At 69.3% G+C, this 14,941-nt stretch carries 16 protein-coding genes and 1 tRNA gene; 10 read left to right on the top strand and 7 right to left on the bottom strand.

The genetic code is table 11. The features are described 5' to 3' along the window. The first annotated feature begins 166 nt into the window (after positions 1 to 166). Positions 167 to 718, top strand: coding sequence for an SH3 domain-containing protein (locus ACXJ1Y_RS11090; protein ID WP_463846338.1), 552 nt, complete (start codon positions 167 to 169; stop codon positions 716 to 718). 54 nt (positions 719 to 772) lie between these two features. On the opposite strand, the gene irr is transcribed toward ACXJ1Y_RS11090, so the two are convergent. Next, entirely contained in the window at positions 773 to 1,291 is a 519-nt protein-coding gene (gene irr / locus ACXJ1Y_RS11085) for a Fur family transcriptional regulator Irr (protein ID WP_243955713.1), read from the bottom strand. 191 nt (positions 1,292 to 1,482) lie between these two features. Here irr and fabA point away from each other — a divergent pair, with 191 nt between their 5' ends. From fabA to fabI, 3 genes are all read left to right on the top strand, one after another. Continuing rightward, complete coding sequence (fabA, locus tag ACXJ1Y_RS11080) at positions 1,483 to 2,022, top strand: 3-hydroxyacyl-[acyl-carrier-protein] dehydratase FabA (RefSeq protein ID WP_243955714.1); 540 nt, start codon at positions 1,483 to 1,485, stop codon at positions 2,020 to 2,022. 183 nt (positions 2,023 to 2,205) lie between these two features. Continuing rightward, positions 2,206 to 3,432, top strand: coding sequence for a beta-ketoacyl-ACP synthase I (gene fabB, locus ACXJ1Y_RS11075; protein WP_463846337.1), 1,227 nt, complete (start codon positions 2,206 to 2,208; stop codon positions 3,430 to 3,432). A gap of 99 nt (positions 3,433 to 3,531) precedes the next feature. Continuing rightward, on the top strand, positions 3,532 to 4,362 hold the full coding sequence (gene fabI, locus ACXJ1Y_RS11070) for an enoyl-ACP reductase FabI (protein WP_463846336.1): 831 nt from the start codon (positions 3,532 to 3,534) through the stop codon (positions 4,360 to 4,362). 2 nt (positions 4,363 to 4,364) lie between these two features. On the opposite strand, the gene ACXJ1Y_RS11065 is transcribed toward fabI, so the two are convergent. Further along, entirely contained in the window at positions 4,365 to 4,628 is a 264-nt protein-coding gene (locus ACXJ1Y_RS11065) for a hypothetical protein (protein ID WP_463846335.1), read from the bottom strand. 126 nt (positions 4,629 to 4,754) lie between these two features. Here ACXJ1Y_RS11065 and ACXJ1Y_RS11060 point away from each other — a divergent pair, with 126 nt between their 5' ends. Next, a complete protein-coding gene (locus ACXJ1Y_RS11060; protein ID WP_463846334.1) occupies positions 4,755 to 4,994 on the top strand; it encodes a DUF2188 domain-containing protein in 240 nt (79 codons plus the stop codon). 22 nt (positions 4,995 to 5,016) lie between these two features. Here the strand turns inward: ACXJ1Y_RS11060 and ACXJ1Y_RS11055 are convergent, their stop codons facing one another. After that, complete coding sequence (locus ACXJ1Y_RS11055) at positions 5,017 to 5,898, bottom strand: class I SAM-dependent methyltransferase (protein ID WP_463846333.1); 882 nt, start codon at positions 5,896 to 5,898, stop codon at positions 5,017 to 5,019. 146 nt (positions 5,899 to 6,044) lie between these two features. Between ACXJ1Y_RS11055 and ACXJ1Y_RS11050 the strand changes: the two genes are divergently transcribed. Then, positions 6,045 to 6,275: a hypothetical protein gene (locus ACXJ1Y_RS11050; RefSeq protein ID WP_463846332.1), complete on the top strand. Its 231-nt coding sequence runs from the start codon at positions 6,045 to 6,047 to the stop codon at positions 6,273 to 6,275. Positions 6,276 to 6,349: 74 nt separating this feature from the next. Beyond that, positions 6,350 to 7,057 (top strand): ComF family protein, encoded by a 708-nt coding sequence (locus tag ACXJ1Y_RS11045; protein WP_463850094.1) that lies wholly within the window; start codon positions 6,350 to 6,352, stop codon positions 7,055 to 7,057. Here ACXJ1Y_RS11045 and ACXJ1Y_RS11040 read toward each other — a convergent pair. Beyond that, entirely contained in the window at positions 7,054 to 7,650 is a 597-nt protein-coding gene (locus ACXJ1Y_RS11040) for a GNAT family N-acetyltransferase (protein WP_463846331.1), read from the bottom strand. The genes ACXJ1Y_RS11045 and ACXJ1Y_RS11040 overlap by 4 nt on opposite strands. Before the next feature lie 266 nt (positions 7,651 to 7,916). Here ACXJ1Y_RS11040 and zapE point away from each other — a divergent pair, with 266 nt between their 5' ends. Continuing rightward, positions 7,917 to 9,149: a cell division protein ZapE gene (gene zapE, locus ACXJ1Y_RS11035; RefSeq protein ID WP_463846330.1), complete on the top strand. Its 1,233-nt coding sequence runs from the start codon at positions 7,917 to 7,919 to the stop codon at positions 9,147 to 9,149. A gap of 6 nt (positions 9,150 to 9,155) precedes the next feature. Here the strand turns inward: zapE and ubiB are convergent, their stop codons facing one another. The 3 genes from ubiB to leuB all read right to left on the bottom strand — a co-directional run bounded on the left by ubiB (position 9,156) and on the right by leuB (position 12,718). Then, positions 9,156 to 10,718: a 2-polyprenylphenol 6-hydroxylase gene (ubiB, locus tag ACXJ1Y_RS11030; protein WP_463846329.1), complete on the bottom strand. Its 1,563-nt coding sequence runs from the start codon at positions 10,716 to 10,718 to the stop codon at positions 9,156 to 9,158. 13 nt (positions 10,719 to 10,731) lie between these two features. Continuing rightward, a complete protein-coding gene (gene ubiE, locus ACXJ1Y_RS11025) occupies positions 10,732 to 11,505 on the bottom strand; it encodes a bifunctional demethylmenaquinone methyltransferase/2-methoxy-6-polyprenyl-1,4-benzoquinol methylase UbiE (RefSeq protein WP_342165724.1) in 774 nt (257 codons plus the stop codon). 103 nt (positions 11,506 to 11,608) lie between these two features. Then, a complete protein-coding gene (leuB, locus tag ACXJ1Y_RS11020; RefSeq protein ID WP_463846328.1) occupies positions 11,609 to 12,718 on the bottom strand; it encodes a 3-isopropylmalate dehydrogenase in 1,110 nt (369 codons plus the stop codon). Between the two features lie 412 nt (positions 12,719 to 13,130). On the opposite strand from leuB, the gene ACXJ1Y_RS11015 reads away from it, so the two are divergent. Together ACXJ1Y_RS11015 and ACXJ1Y_RS11010 are read left to right on the top strand one after the other, a co-directional pair. Next, the gene (locus ACXJ1Y_RS11015; RefSeq protein WP_463846327.1) at positions 13,131 to 14,705 is read left to right on the top strand and encodes a 2-isopropylmalate synthase; all 1,575 of its coding nucleotides are present in this window, start codon (positions 13,131 to 13,133) and stop codon (positions 14,703 to 14,705) included. Positions 14,706 to 14,806: 101 nt separating this feature from the next. Next, positions 14,807 to 14,882, top strand: a tRNA-Lys gene (locus ACXJ1Y_RS11010). Positions 14,883 to 14,941: the final 59 nt, after the last annotated feature.

Genomic DNA, 14,941 nt, shown 5'->3' with positions numbered 1-14,941 from the left:
GCAAGCATCCGTTAACCGAGTTCGGCCACACAGGACTGGCTTCCGCACCCCGGTTGCCGGCTGGCGCCGGCCGTGATGGCCTGTCTAGCAGAGGCCGGGCGGAACACAATCGGAGCGCGGATCGACCGTTGGGGGATCCGCCCCGGACGTCATTCCCGGAGGGACGATGCGCGCGCTACGCCCGACTCTCATCGCCGTCCTGTTCGCCGGCACCATGGGCCTCGCCGGCCCCGCCATGGCGCAGGAGAACGGCGTCGGCCCTGTCACGAAGCTGCCACTGCCGCGCTATGCCAGCCTCAAGACCGACCGCGTGAACCTGCGCGAGGGTCCATCGAAGGACCACCGCACCCTGTGGGTGTTCCAGCGCGCCGGTTTGCCCGTCGAGATCATCGGCGAGTTCGAGACGTGGCGGCGGATCCGCGATTCCGAGGGCACCGAGGGCTGGGTGCTGCACTCGTTGCTGTCCGGCCGGCGCACGGCCATCGTGAATGCCGGCCCGGACAAGGACGGCGTTAAGGCGGCGGTGCCCCTGCGGGCGAGCCCCGACGACACGGCGAGCGATCAGGCCAGGCTGCAATCCGGGGTGATCGGCAACGTGAAGACTTGCGGCGGGACGTGGTGCCGCCTGGTCGTGACGCTCCCGTCGAAGCGCGATGTCGACGGGTATATCCGTCAGAATCGCCTCTGGGGCGTCTATCCGAACGAGAAGGTGGAATGAAAAAGGCCCGGCGCGAGCCGGGCCTTTTCCGTTGGTAATCTCGTGGTCGGCCGCTCAGCCCTGCTGGCGACGGCCGGCGGGGCGGCTGCGGCGGAGGCGGACGATGACCTCGACGCCCGCGATCTCCATGCCCTCGGGAGCCTCGGGCAGAGAATCGACCGTGATGCCGCAATCCGGCATGTCGATCACCGCGCCCTCTTCCTCCAGGTAGAAGTGGTGGTGCTCGCTCGGGTTCGTGTCGAAATAGGCTTTCGACCCGTCGAGGGCGAGCTGGCGCAGCAGCCCGGCCTCGGTGAACTGGTGCAGCGTGTTGTACACGGTCGCCAGCGAGACCGGCACTTTGGCGCGCATCGCCTCGTCGTAGAGCATTTCCGCCGTCAGGTGACGGTCGCCCCGGCCGAACAGCAGCCATCCCAGCGACAGGCGCTGGCGGGTCGGGCGCAGGCCGGCGCGGCGAAGCCGCTCCCGCAGGTCCGAGAGCGGGCAACCGCGACGGCCGGCTCCGTTCGCCTCCGTTTGGAAGGCGGGGATACGACCGCTGAGGACAGCCTGCAGGGGCACCATCTCTGACATTGGGGACTGAACGCTCTGAGAGAGGGCAAACAATGGTTGCGAGTATACGGAAGGCGACCTCGCGTCGCAACCCGGCGCAGCTTGACGGTGCCAGACGCTTTGAACGCGCCCCCGCCCGTGCTAACCCGCCTGCGGACGTGCCGGCGATGGGCGCCGGGACGTCGCTACTGAACGGGAATTGCTGCGCTTTCATGCCGCCTGACGCCGACACCGCGCAATCGCCGGCCCCGAGCCGCCGCTCGAGCTACTCCTACGAGGATCTGTTGGCCTGCGGGCGCGGCGAGCTATTCGGACCGGGCAACGCGCAATTGCCGCTGCCGCCGATGCTGATGTTCGATCGCATCACCTCGATCGGCGAAGAGGGCGGCGCCCACGGCAAGGGCCATGTCCTGGCCGAGTTCGATATTCGCCCCGACCTCTGGTTCTTCCCCTGCCATTTCCAGGGCGATCCCGTGATGCCGGGCTGCCTCGGCCTCGACGCCCTGTGGCAGCTCGTGGGCTTCCATCTGGGCTGGCTGGGTGCGTCGGGCCGCGGCCGCGCCCTCGGCGTCGGCGAGGTGAAGTTCGCCGATCAGGTGCTGCCGACCGTCAAGAAGGTCGTCTACGGAGTCGATCTCAAGCGCGTCCGCCAGGGCCGGCTCGTCCTCGGCATCGCCGATGGCTGGCTGGAAGCCGACGGAAACCGGATCTACGAGGCGACCGATCTGCGCGTCGCGCTTTTCCGGGCCTAGAACGCCTGATATCCGCTCCCATCTAGAAGGCCTGACCGGGTCGAAATCGGCCCGGCTGGTCGAAGTTGAGGGTGGCACGGGCAACGTCTGACGTTTCCGGCTGTTGAGATTGCACCGGCTACCCCTTAGCTGACCGCAACGCGGCGCGGGCAACCGTCGCCGCGACGGAGGTTTGGTCTTTCCATGCGCCGCGTCGTCATCACCGGGATGGGCATCGTCTCGTCCATCGGCAACAACACGCAGGAGGTTCTGGCCTCCCTTCGCGAGGCACGCTCGGGCATTACCCGGGCCGTGCCCTTCGCCGAACACGGCTTCCGCTGTCAGGTCCAGGGTGCCCCCACCCTCGACCCGGAGACGGTGCTCGACCGGCGCGCCATGCGCTTCCACGGCGGCGGGACCGCCTGGAATCAGGTCGCCATGGAGCAGGCGATCCGCGACGCCGGCCTTGAGGACGGCGACGTCTCGAACGAGCGCACCGGCATCATCATGGGCTCGGGCGGCCCTTCGACCCGTGCCATCGTCGAAGCGGCCGACATCGCCCGCAGCAAGGGTCCGAAGCGCGTGGGCCCGTTCGCGGTGCCGAAGGCCATGTCCTCCACCGCCTCGGCCACGCTTGCCACGTGGTTCAAGATCAAGGGCGTCAACTATTCGATCTCGTCCGCCTGCGCGACGTCGAACCACTGCATCGGCAACGCCGCCGAGATCATCCAGGGCGGCCGGCAGGACATCATCTTCGCGGGCGGCTGCGAGGAACTGGATTGGACGCTCTCCGTCCTGTTCGACGCCATGGGCGCCATGTCCTCGAAGTACAACGACACGCCGGCCCGGGCCTCCCGCGCCTACGATGCCGGCCGCGACGGCTTCGTCATCGCCGGCGGTGCGGGCGTGGTGGTTCTGGAAGAGTACGAGCACGCCAAGGCGCGCGGCGCGCGAATCTACGGCGAGATCGCCGGCTACGGCGCCACCTCAGACGGCTACGACATGGTGGCCCCCTCGGGCGAGGGCGCGATCCGCTGCATGAAGCAGGCGATCGCCGGCCTGAAGGGCGTCAAGATCGACTACATCAACCCGCATGCGACCTCGACCCCGGTCGGCGACGACAAGGAAATCGAGGCGATCCGCGAGGTGTTCGGCAACGGCGATGCGTGCCCGCCCATCGCGGCCACGAAGTCGCTCACCGGCCATTCCCTCGGGGCGACCGGCGTGCAGGAGGCGATCTACTCCCTGCTGATGATGAACAACGGCTTCATCTGCGAGAGCGCACATATCGAGGAGATCGACCCCGCCTTCGCCGACATGCCGATCCTCCGCGCCCGCCGCGACGGGGTGAAGCTCGGTCACGTCCTGTCGAACTCCTTCGGCTTCGGCGGCACCAACGCGACGCTGGTCCTGAAGCATATCGACGCCTGACCGGCGGCGATTGGACAGGGCCGCGGAGGGCGGGCTAAGGCAAGGGCTTAGAGCCGCCTTCTCATCGGGGGCGGCGGGCCACTATGAAGACGGTTTCGCATGACAGGTTTGATGGCAGGCCGGCGCGGTCTGATCATGGGCGTGGCCAACGACCATTCGATCGCCTGGGGCATCGCGAAGATGCTCCACGCCCACGGCGCACAGCTTGCCTTCACCTATCAGGGCGATGCTCTCGGGCGCCGGGTCACGCCGCTCGCTGCCAAGCTCGATTCCGATATCGTGCTGCCCTGTGACGTGGAGGATCTCGCTTCCGTCGATGCCACCTTCGACGCCCTCGACGCGCGGTTCGACGGCCAGCTCGACTTCGTGGTCCACGCCATCGGCTTCTCGGACAAGGCGCAGCTGAAGGGCCGCTACGTCGATGTCACGACGCGCGAGAACTTCGTGCGCACGATGACGATCTCGTGCTTCTCCTTCACCGAGATCGCGCAGCGCGCGGCCAAGCGGATGAAGAACGGCGGCTCGCTGCTGACGCTGACCTACGGCGGCTCGACGCGCGTGATGCCCAATTACAACGTGATGGGCGTGGCCAAGGCGGCGCTCGAAGCCTCCGTGCGCTACCTCGCCACCGATCTCGGGCCGGACGGCATCCGCGTGAACGCCCTCTCGGCGGGGCCGATGCGGACGCTGGCGGGCGCCGGCATCGCGGATGCGCGGCTGATGTTCAACCACCAGCGCGCCCACGCGCCCCTGCGCCGCACGGTGACGCTGGACGAGGTAGGCGGCTCGGCCCTCTACCTGCTCTCGCCACTGTCGGGCGGCGTCACGGGTGAGACCCATTTCGTCGATTCGGGCTACAACATCATCTCGATGCCGCGCCCGGACGTGCTTCAGGCGCAGGACGAGGCCGGCGTCGTCGGCGACGCCTGAGGCTACTCCTCCGGGATACGGCCGGGCGGGATCGGCCCGCCTTCGCCCCCGCGCGACCGGCGCGCGGCCCGTTCCGCCCGCGCCGCCGCGACCTCCCGTTGAGAGGGCGGTGCTGACGGGTAGTTCGAGGCAAACGGGTTAGCCGGCGCGGCGCCCGGCGTTCCGCCGAACAGCCTGTCCAGGAAGCCGTCCTCAGCCCGGGCCGGCAGGGCGCTGAGCGTCACGACGCAGGCGGCACAGGCGAGAAGACGGGGACGAAGCGGCATCGAATGACCCTGCGAGCGAGGAGCCGATGCCTCTGATGCCGCATTTGGGCGGATCGGTGGCTGCGGAACCGCTCCGGTGCCCCAGGGGTTCGCGCTCCGAAACCTGTTCACGCGTTCGGAGGCCTCATGTCGGAAGTCACCTATCACATTGTCGAGCACGACGGCGGCTACGCCTACAAGGTCGGCGACGTCTTCTCCGAAACCTTCCCCAGCCGGGAAGAGGCGCTTCAGGCCGCTCAGGCCGCCGCCGCCGAGCAGCAGGTGCCGGGCTCGACCGAGGGCATCCGCTATCAGGACAAGGCGGGCCAGTGGCACAACGAGACCGCGCAGGGCAATGACCGCCCGGTGGCCAAGGTCGAAGAGTAAGGCGTGGCGCGGGGAGGGCGGGTTAGCCGCCCTCTCCCTTCAACTCGACGGTCCCGAGGGCGTCGGCGAGGCGCGCCGTGGCGCTGCCCCGCCTGAGCGGCTTCTGCTGGCTCTCGTGCGGCGCCCAGCCGAGAAGCCACACCAGTTCGAAGCTCGCCCGGATCCGGCCGTCCGTGTCGGCGAAGCGCTCCGCGTAGATTTGCGCCGTACGCAGCAACGTCGCCCGGCGCATCGGGCGCTTTCGGCGGTCGGTCAGGGCGTTCGTCATGCCCATGGCGCGCAGGTCGCGCATCAACGCGAAGGTGTCCGCGTAGCGCACCGTCAGCAAATCGGAATCCGCCACCGGCAGGGCGAGGCCCGCCCGCTGCAGAAGCCCGCCCGCCTCGCGAATCGCCACGAACGGCGCCACGCGCGGACTGACGCCTCCCTCGATCTCGCTTTCGGCCTGGGTCAGGCTTTGGCGCAGTTCCGTGAGGGTCGCCCCGCCGAACAGGCATCCCACGAACAGCCCGTCCGGCCGGAGCGCCCGGCGGACCTGCACCAGCACGCCGGGCAGGTCGTTCACCGCATGCAGGGCGAGCAGCGATACGACGAGGTCGATGCTGGCCGGGCCGACGGGCAGCGCCTCCATGTCGGCCACGGCCCGGCCGGGACCCGCTTCCGGCAAGGGCGAGAGCCGGAAGCGCTCGGCTTCGGGATAGCGCCGCGCCAGGACGGGATCGGCCAATGCGGCGGGGCTGCCGAGATCGAGCACCCGGCGGAAATCGCGGAGCACCGTTCCCAGCCGATCCTCAAGATCCTCGGCGGCGCGTTCGAGCAGGAAGCCGGCATAGCCACGGGCCTGCGCCCGGGCGAGGCGTTGGCGGATCAGGGCGGTGTCGAAGAGGGGGTGGGGAGTACTCATCACCGCCTGAAATGGCGTATGCAGGGGAGCGATACCACCCGCGAAGACGTGAAGTCCGGCGAGGGATGAAAACGGAACTGGAAACCGCAGTCGCCGTTCCTGCCCCACAAGCCAGTCGGCTCATGTCATCGATCGGGAGAAACTCAATGAAGCGTCTGATTCTCGGCACCGTCGTCGCCCTGTCCACCCTCACCGCCACCGGCGCCGCCGAGGCGAAGGGCTGCATCAAGGGCGCCATCGTCGGCGGTGTTGCGGGCCACATGGCGGGCCATGGCGTTGCCGGCGCGGCCGCCGGTTGCGCCATCGGCCGTCACCGGGCGAATTCCAAGGCCCGCGCCGCCGACCAGCAGGCGATGCAGCCTGCCGGGGCGCGCTGAGCACCCTTACCGACAAGTCCGGCGGCGCCCTCAGGGGCGCCGTCGCCTGCCTATGCCGGGCGCGGGATCTTGCGCTGGGCCTCGTCTATCCCCCGACCTGCGCCGGATGCGGCGCCGCCACCGCCGATGCGGGCGCGTTCTGCCCCGCCTGCTGGTCCGGCCTGCGGCTCATCGAAGAGCCGCTCTGCGACCGCCTCGGCATCCCCTTCGCCGTCGATCTCGGGATCGGCCGGCTGACCTCTCCCCAAGCCTTCGCACAGCCCCCCGTCTTCGCGCGGGCGCGGGCGGTGGCGCTCTACGACGACGTGGCGCGCGGCCTCGTCCACCGCCTGAAATACGAGGACCGGCACGATCTCGCCCGGCCGATGGCGCGGATGATGGCCGGCGCCGGGCGGGATCTACTGGCGCAGGCGGATTGCGTCGTGCCGGTTCCGCTGCATCGCGGACGCCTGTGGCGGCGGCGGTTCAATCAGGCGGCGCTGCTGGCGCGGCCCCTCGCGGACGGGGCGGGTCTGCCCTTCCTCCCCCACGCACTGATACGCCGACGCGCCACGCGCTCGCAGGTGGGCCTGAGCCGTGCGGGCCGCGCCGAGAACCTGTCGGGGGCGTTCCACGTCCCGCCCGCCGAGGCGCACCGGCTCGCCGGGCTTCGCGTGCTCCTCGTGGACGACGTGCGCACCACGGGGGCCACCGCGAACGCTGCCGCCCGCGCCTTGCTGCGGGGCGGGGCGGAATCCGTCGATCTGCTCACCTTCGCCTTGGTGGGCGAACCGGTCGGCTAGGCCGCGTCCTTCCGGTCGAGGGTCTTCGCCGAGACCGAGAGGGTGAAGTCGAAGGCTTCGGCGATGCTCTCGTACCAGAGCGAGAGGGGCGTCGCCCGGTTCAGGTGGAGCGAGCCGTCCGCGTCCAGCCCGTCGCGGCTGAGGGTGGCGCCCTGCCGGGTGGCGAGGCGGATCATCGGCCCGTTGCGGGCGAAGCAGCGGACATGGAGATCGCATACGCCCCGGTTCCGCGCCGCCTGCGTGATGCGCGCGAACAGCGCGGCGCCGAGGCCCATGCGGCGGAACGGACGCTCCACCGCGAAGGCGGCTTCCGCCTCCGGCCCGACGAAGTAGTTCGACGGGCCGGGGCCGGCCGGACGCAGCTCTCCGAGGCCGCGCAGGGTCCCGTCCAGGAAGGCGCCGAACATGACGCCGCGCGCGGACATCGCCTGGTCGGCATAGGCCCGCAGGCCGGCCTCGCTGACCTGACCCATGAAGCGGTTGGCCCGGGTGTCGGCGTCGAGGCGACAGAAATAATCCAGCACGGCCTGCCGGTCGCTGAGCCAGAGCCGGCGGACGATGGGTGATGTTTGTGAGTGCCGTTGGTCGGCCATGAACGTCTCCGGTCGTTGGCGCTCCAGCGCCACGGGACACGGACGTTCCTCCCGAATAGACCTGCGATATGGCAGAGCCTTTCGCGTTGTGCAATGCAGCAAAACTGCCGCATGGGTGGTATCGCGGGGGCTGCGATGACGCTCCGACATGGAACGGTTTGCTTGAACCATCGAGTCGGAAGACTTGATTCGAAGGGCCGGGCCACGGCACAGGAACGGCGCCGCCCGGCGCCGCCGGGCATCGGACTTGGCGAGGAACCGGTTTCGTGAGCCAGACATCCGGCGTGGGGCGCGGCCCGTCTCCCGAGGCACGCCGCAGCGCCGTCTCGCCCGGCCCCGTCCATGACCGCTATGAGACGCTGATCGCCACGGGCGCCATCGAGCGCGATCCGGCGCAGGTCGCCGCCGTGCGGAGTCTGGACGCCATCGTGCAGGAGCTCGGCCGGCGCAAGCGCGCCAGCAAGAGCAGCGCCCTCGGCTGGCTGTTCAAGCGCAAGGACGAGCCGGAAACGGTGCGGGGCCTCTATGTCTGGGGCTCGGTCGGGCGCGGCAAGACCATGCTGATGGACCTGTTCTACGAGGCCGCGCCGGGGCCCAAGCGCCGCGTCCACTTTCACGGCTTCCTCGCCGACGCGCATGAGCGCATCCACGCCTACCGGCAGGCGCTGAAGCGCGGCGAGGTGAAGGGCGACGACCCCATCGGCCCCGTGGCCGACGCTCTGGCCGACGAGGCGACGCTCCTGTGCTTCGATGAGTTCACCGTCACCGACATCGCGGACGCGATGATCCTGGGGCGGCTGTTCAACCACCTGTTCCGCCGGGGCGTGACCGTCATCGCGACCTCGAACGTCGAGCCCGACCGGCTCTACGAGGGCGGCCTGAACCGGGCGCTATTCCTTCCCTTCATCGAGGTGCTGAAGGAGCGGGTCTCCGTGCTGCGGCTCGATTCGCGGACGGATTTCCGCCTCGAAAAGCTGGGGAGCGCCAAGGTGTGGCACGTACCGGCGGATGACGCGGCTCGCGCCGCGCTCGATGCCGCCTTCAAGGGCCTCACCGGCCGAACGAAGGGCGCGGAGGCAAGCCTGACGGTGCATGGCCGCGCGGTGCGGGTGCCGCAGGAGGCCGGCGGTGTCGCCCGCTTCGGCTTCGACGACCTCTGCCGCCAGCCACTCGGTGCCTCGGATTACATGGCCGTCGCCCGCGCCTACCACACGGTGTTGATCGACGGCATTCCGGTGATGCAGGAGGCCGAGCGCAACGAGGCCAAGCGCTTCATCACGCTCATCGACACCCTCTACGACCGCAACGTGAAGCTCGTCGCGTCGGCGGCGGCCGAGGCGCAGGACCTCTACACGGCCAGCACCGGCCGGGAGGCCTTCGAGTTCGACCGCACCGTCTCCCGCCTGATCGAGATGCGCTCCGAGGAGTACATCGCCAAGCCGCACGGCCGGGCGACGTCCGAGGCCAGCGGGTCGAGCAGCGGTCTGGTCGAGACGTAGCGGGTTTCAGAAGCCCCGGAACGCCATGGTCAGCGCCCCGATGGCGATGCCCCACAGGGCGAGCGTCGACCACAATGCGCGGATACGCTCGTTACGGGCGAAGCGTTCGAGCCTCTTCGCGTCCCCCGTGCCGGCCTCATCGAGCCGCACCAGCACCCGCTTCAGGCGCACGGCGAGGTCGGGGAAGTCCGTCACCACGTCGGAAAGGGTCCGCAACGCCTCCGCGCCGCTCTGGAGCCGGCCGATGGGGCCGAGATTGTGGGCGATCCACGCGCGCACCACCGGCTCGGCGGTGGTCCACATGTCGAGCTTGGGGTCGAGGGAGCGGGCCACGCCCTCCACCACCACCATGGTCTTCTGCAGCATCACCAGTTCGGTGCGCGTGCTCATGTCGAACAGGGCGGTGACGTCGAACAGCAGCGTCAGCACCTTGGCCATCGAGATCTCGTCGGCCTTGCGCTGGTGGATCGGCTCGCCGATGGCGCGGATGGCCTGGGCGAAATCCTCCACCGAATGGTGCGCCGGCACGTAGCCCGCCTCGAAATGCACCCGCGCGACCCGCAGGTAATCGCGGGTGATGAAGCCGAGCAGGATCTCGGCGAGGAAGCGCCGCTCGTTCGGCCCGAGCCGGCCCATGATGCCGAAATCGACCGCCACCAGCCGGCCCTGTCCGTCCACGAACAGGTTTCCCTGGTGCATGTCGGCGTGGAAGAACCCGTCGCGGATCGCCTGACGCAGGAAGCTCTGGATCACCGCGCGGCCCACTTCGCGCGGATCATGGCCCGCCGCGATGATGGCCGCCGGGCCATGCAGCTTCGTGCCGTCGATCCATTCCGACGAGAGCACGTCGCGGGCGGTCAGCTCCCATTCGGGGCGAGGCACGCGGAAACCGTCGTCGCCCTTGGTGTTCTCGGCCAATTCGGAGGCGGCCGCCGCTTCGAGGCGAAAATCCATCTCCATCAGCACGGAGCGCGCGAGGATCTCCACCACCTCGCGCGGGCGCAGGCGCTCGGCCTCCGGCGAGAGGGCGTGGACGATCCGCGCCATGAAGCGCATGACCTCCAGGTCGCGCTTGAACCCGTCGCGCACGCCCGGGCGCATCACCTTCACGGCGAGGGCGCGCTGCGTGCCGTCCGCATCCTGCACCACGGCCTGGTGGACCTGCGCGATGGAGGCGGCGGCGATGGGCTCGCTGAACGAGACGAAGAGTTGGCCGATCGGCTTGCCGAAGGCGGCCTCCACCACCCGCACGGCGGTGGCCTGCGGGAAGGGCGGCACCCGGTCCTGCAATTGTTCGAGGTCCAGCGCAGCGCGCATCCCGACGATGTCGGGGCGGGTCGCCAGGAATTGCCCGAACTTGACGTAGGACGGCCCGAGCCGCGTCATTGCCGCCGAGAGGCGGGCGGCGCCGTCGCCCAGGCCCTTCCGCTCGATGGAGCGGCCGACCTTCAGGGCGAACCGCAGGACGGCCGGCATCTCGGACGGGTCGGCGAAGGCGAGCGCGCCCTCGCGGACGAGCACGAAACCCACCTTCGCCCCACGGACGAGGTTGATGGCGGCGCCGATCACGAGTGCACCACCCTCAACTGACCTTCCAGCCCGAATGGATCGCCACGATGCCGCCGGAGAGCGGCCGGTCGGTGACGTGGCGGAAGCCCGCGCGCTCGATCATGCCGGCGAAGGCGCCGCGCGTCGGGAACTTGCGGATCGATTCCACGAGGTAGCGATAGGAATCCGCATCGCCCGCCACCCGCGCGCCGATGCGCGGGATGACGTGGAAGGAATACGCCTCGTAGATCTTGTCGAGCAGCGGCACGTCGACCGCCGAGAATTCGAGGCACAGGAAGCGCCCGCCGGGCTTCAGCACCCGCCGCGCCTCGCTGAGCGCGAGATCGATGCGCGGCACGTTCCGGATGCCGAAGGCGATCGTGTACGAATCGAAGGAGGCGTCGGGCAGCGGCAGGCTCTCGGCGTTGCCGGTGACGAAGTTCACCCGGCCCTCGTACTTCTCCGGCGCCCGCTCCGCGCCAACGCGCAGCATCGACTCGTTGATGTCGAGCACCGTCACCCGCGTCGCCGGGCCGCCCGCATCGAGCACCCGGAACGCCACGTCGCCCGTGCCGCCGGCCACGTCGAGATGGTCGTAGGGCCGCGTCTTGGACGGGCGCAGCATCGAGACGAGCTGCGCCTTCCACGCCCGGTGCAGACCCGCCGACATCAAGTCGTTCATCACGTCGTAGCGGCGGGCCACGGAGTGGAACACGCTGTCGACGCGCCCCTGCTTCTCGTTGAGGGCCACCCGCTCGAAGCCGAAATCCGTGGTTTCGCGACCCGAGCCCTCGTCCGACACCGTCATGCTGCTCCCGCCCTTCTCACCCGGACCGCCGAGCGATCCGGGCGTCTTAGCCGGAGTCCGGCCAGCCCGCCATGCGTCCCAGACGGCGTCCCACGGGGTGTTTTCAGCCGACGCGCGCCTTGAGGGCTCCGGCGATGGCCTCGGCCATGGCCTTCGTGCCCACCGGGTTCGCGCTCTCGCCCGCGATGTCGGCGGTGCGGGCACCCCCGGCCAGCGCGTCGGTGATTGCCCCGTCGAGGGCATCCGCCGCGTCGCCGAGGCCGAACGAGTAGCGCAGGCACATGGCCAGGGAGCCGATCATGGCGATGGGGTTCGCCTTGTCCTGCCCGGCGATGTCGGGGGCGGAGCCGTGGACGGGTTCGTAGAGGGCGCGGCGCAGGCCCTTCTCATCGACGGCGCCGAGGGAGGCCGAGGGCAGCATCCCCAGCGAGCCGGTGAGCATCGCCGCGATGTCCGAGAGCACGTCGCCGAACAGGTTGTCGGTCACGAGCACGTCGAACTGCTTCGGGCGGCGCACCAGCTGCATGGCGCAATTGTCGGCCAGAATATGCTCGAGTTCGATGTCGGCGTAATGCTCGGCATGAATGCGGGTGACGACCTCCTTCCACAGGACGCCGGTCTTCATCACGTTGTGCTTCTCGGCCGAGGCGACCCGGCCCGAGCGCTTGCCCGCGAGATCGAAGGCGACATGCGCGATGCGCTCGATCTCGCCCGTCGTGTAGACCTGCGTGTCCACCGCCCGCTTGCCGCCATCGGGAAGCTCGGTGATCTGCTTCGGCTCGCCGAAATAGACGCCGCCGGTCAATTCCCGCACGATCATGATGTCGAGGCCCTCGACCAGCTCCCGCTTGAGCGCGGAGGCCTCGGCCAGGGCCGGGTAGCAGATCGCCGGACGCAGATTCGCGAACAGGTCGAGATCCTTGCGCAGGCGCAGGAGGCCCGCCTCAGGGCGGTTCTCATAGGCGATTCCTGCCCATTTCGGCCCGCCCACCGCGCCGAGCAGGATCGCGTCGGCGTCCTTCGCGCGCTGCAGGGTCGCGTCCGCCAGGGGCACGCCGTGGGCGTCGATGGCGCAGCCGCCGACGAGGTCGGTCTCGGTCTCGAACGAGGCGAGCCCGGTCTCCTTGAGCGCGCCGAGCACCACCTGAAGCCCGCCCGCCACTTCCGGGCCGATGCCGTCGCCGGGCAGGAGCAGGAGTTTGTAGCTGGCCATGGTCGGTCTCGCGCACGATTTGAGAGAACTTGCGCGGCTTTAGTGCGGTCTCCGCCCGAGGGGAAGCCGTCCGCGCCCGCCGTGCCCGTGGTGCCCTTGAGTTTCGAACGGTGCGGATGTACCTCTTCGCGCCTGACGCGCGGCTTCGACTGCGCGACCCATGAGGAGAGACGAGCCTTGGCCAGCGCCGGCTCAGCGTCCGAGATTGCCGGTGCCGCTCACGTGGCCCTGCTGTCGCGCGCGCGCCCGGTCCTCCTTCTCGACCTTCTGCTTACCCGCCCCTGAGGGCCGTCCGGGCGTGCGCCTGGGCCCTTAGGGGAGTTTGTTTCGCGAATAACCGCCCGACGAGGGCATATCCCGCCTCCGGCCAGCAGCCCGGGCGGAGCGCGACAGGGTTCAAGAAGGCGATACCATGAGCACCCAATCCCCGACCCAGACGACCGGCACCCGTGACCGCGTGCTGATCTTTGACACGACCTTGCGCGACGGCGAGCAATGCCCCGGCGCGACCATGACCTTCGATGAGAAGCTCGCGGTGGCCGAATTGCTTGACACGATGGGCGTCGACATCATCGAGGCCGGCTTCCCCATCGCCTCCATCGGCGATTTCGAGGCCGTGTCCGAGATCGCCCGCCGCACCAAGCGCGCGACCATCGCCGGGCTGGCCCGCGCCATCACCGCCGACATCGCCCGGGCGGGCGAGGCGGTGCGGCACGCCCAGCGCGGACGCATCCACACCTTCGTCTCGACCTCGCCGATCCACCTCGCGCACCAGATGCGTAAGACGCAGGACGAGGTGGTGGAGATCATCCTGAAGACCGTGGCCCAGGCCCGCGACCTCGTGGAGGACGTGGAATGGTCGGCCATGGACGCGACCCGCACGCCCATCGACTACCTATGCCGCTGCGTCGAGGCGGCGATCAAGGCGGGCGCCACCACGATCAACCTGCCAGACACGGTGGGCTACGCCACGCCCGCCGAGTACCGGGAGATGTTCCGGGCCGTACGCGAGCGCGTGCCGAACGCCGACAAGGCGATCTTCTCCGTGCACTGCCACAACGACCTCGGCCTCGCCATCGCGAACTCGCTGGCGGGCATCGAGGGCGGCGCCCGGCAGGTGGAATGCACCATCAACGGCATCGGCGAGCGCGCGGGCAACGCGGCGCTCGAAGAGATCGTGATGGCGATCCGCACCCGCGGCGATGTCATGCCCTACGAGACGGGCATCGAATCGCAGATGCTGACCCGCGCCTCGAAGCTCGTGAGCCATGCCACGAACTTCCCGGTGCAGTTCAACAAGGCCATCGTCGGCCGCAACGCCTTCGCCCATGAGAGCGGCATCCACCAGGATGGGATGCTGAAGAATTCCGAGACCTACGAGATCATGACGCCGGCCTCGGTCGGCCTCACCAAGACCTCCCTCGTCATGGGCAAGCATTCCGGCCGGGCGGCCTTCCGCTCCAAGCTGGACGATCTCGGCCTGCACCTGTCCGACAACCAGTTCCAGGACGCGTTCGAGCGCTTCAAGGCATTGGCCGACCGGAAGAAGCACGTCTACGACGAGGACATCGAGGCCCTGGTGGACGAGAACCTCGCCACGGCGCAGGACCGGATCCGGCTGGTCTCCCTGTCGGTCATCGCGGGCACGCGCGGGCCGCAGCGGGCGACCCTGCGCATCCAGGACGAGGCCGGCTCGCGGATCGAGGAAGCGGACGGCAACGGGCCAGTGGACGCGGTGTTCAACGCGATCCGCGCGCTGGTCCCGCACGAGGCGCAACTCGACCTCTACGACGTTCACGCCGTGACCGGCGGCACCGACGCCCAGGCGGAGGTGACGGTGCGCCTGCGCGACGGCGACCGCAGCATCACCGCGCGCGGCGCCGATCCGGACACGCTGGTCGCTTCGGCGAAGGCCTACCTGTCGGCGTTGAACAAGCTCTCGGCCCAGGCCGTGCGGCTCCATGCACAGCACGCTGCGGCCGAGTGAGAAAAAATCGCCGCCGGGGGTGGACAGCCCCCGGTGGCATTGGTATCAGCCCGGCACCCCAGACGGACTTGGTGGCCGGCGGGGGCGATCACTTAGTGATCGGGCGCATAGCTCAGTTGGTAGAGCAGCTGACTCTTAATCAGCGGGTCCTAGGTTCGAACCCTAGTGCGCCCACCAAGACTTCTCACGGACATTCCAATAATCTTAAACCGCATCCACTTCTGGCTGGATTGCGG

This window comes from Methylobacterium sp. TK26 (assembly GCF_055361565.1).
Note: the sequence above shows the minus strand (reverse complement) of the source record. Positions and strands in the feature narration are given on the sequence as shown.

Excerpts from the sequence above, each read along its gene's own strand:
- ACXJ1Y_RS11090 (WP_463846338.1), top strand. The coding sequence starts at position 167 with ATGCGCGCGCTACGCCCGACTCTCATCGCCGTCCTGTTCGCCGGCACC.
- irr (WP_243955713.1), bottom strand. The coding sequence starts at position 1,291 with ATGTCAGAGATGGTGCCCCTGCAGGCTGTCCTCAGCGGTCGTATCCCC.
- fabA (WP_243955714.1), top strand. The coding sequence starts at position 1,483 with ATGCCGCCTGACGCCGACACCGCGCAATCGCCGGCCCCGAGCCGCCGC.
- fabB (WP_463846337.1), top strand. The coding sequence starts at position 2,206 with ATGCGCCGCGTCGTCATCACCGGGATGGGCATCGTCTCGTCCATCGGC.
- fabI (WP_463846336.1), top strand. The coding sequence starts at position 3,532 with ATGACAGGTTTGATGGCAGGCCGGCGCGGTCTGATCATGGGCGTGGCC.
- ACXJ1Y_RS11065 (WP_463846335.1), bottom strand. The coding sequence starts at position 4,628 with ATGCCGCTTCGTCCCCGTCTTCTCGCCTGTGCCGCCTGCGTCGTGACG.
- ACXJ1Y_RS11060 (WP_463846334.1), top strand. The coding sequence starts at position 4,755 with ATGTCGGAAGTCACCTATCACATTGTCGAGCACGACGGCGGCTACGCC.
- ACXJ1Y_RS11055 (WP_463846333.1), bottom strand. The coding sequence starts at position 5,898 with ATGAGTACTCCCCACCCCCTCTTCGACACCGCCCTGATCCGCCAACGC.
- ACXJ1Y_RS11050 (WP_463846332.1), top strand. The coding sequence starts at position 6,045 with ATGAAGCGTCTGATTCTCGGCACCGTCGTCGCCCTGTCCACCCTCACC.
- ACXJ1Y_RS11040 (WP_463846331.1), bottom strand. The coding sequence starts at position 7,650 with ATGGCCGACCAACGGCACTCACAAACATCACCCATCGTCCGCCGGCTC.
- ubiE (WP_342165724.1), bottom strand. The coding sequence starts at position 11,505 with ATGACGGTGTCGGACGAGGGCTCGGGTCGCGAAACCACGGATTTCGGC.
- leuB (WP_463846328.1), bottom strand. The coding sequence starts at position 12,718 with ATGGCCAGCTACAAACTCCTGCTCCTGCCCGGCGACGGCATCGGCCCG.
- ACXJ1Y_RS11015 (WP_463846327.1), top strand. The coding sequence starts at position 13,131 with ATGAGCACCCAATCCCCGACCCAGACGACCGGCACCCGTGACCGCGTG.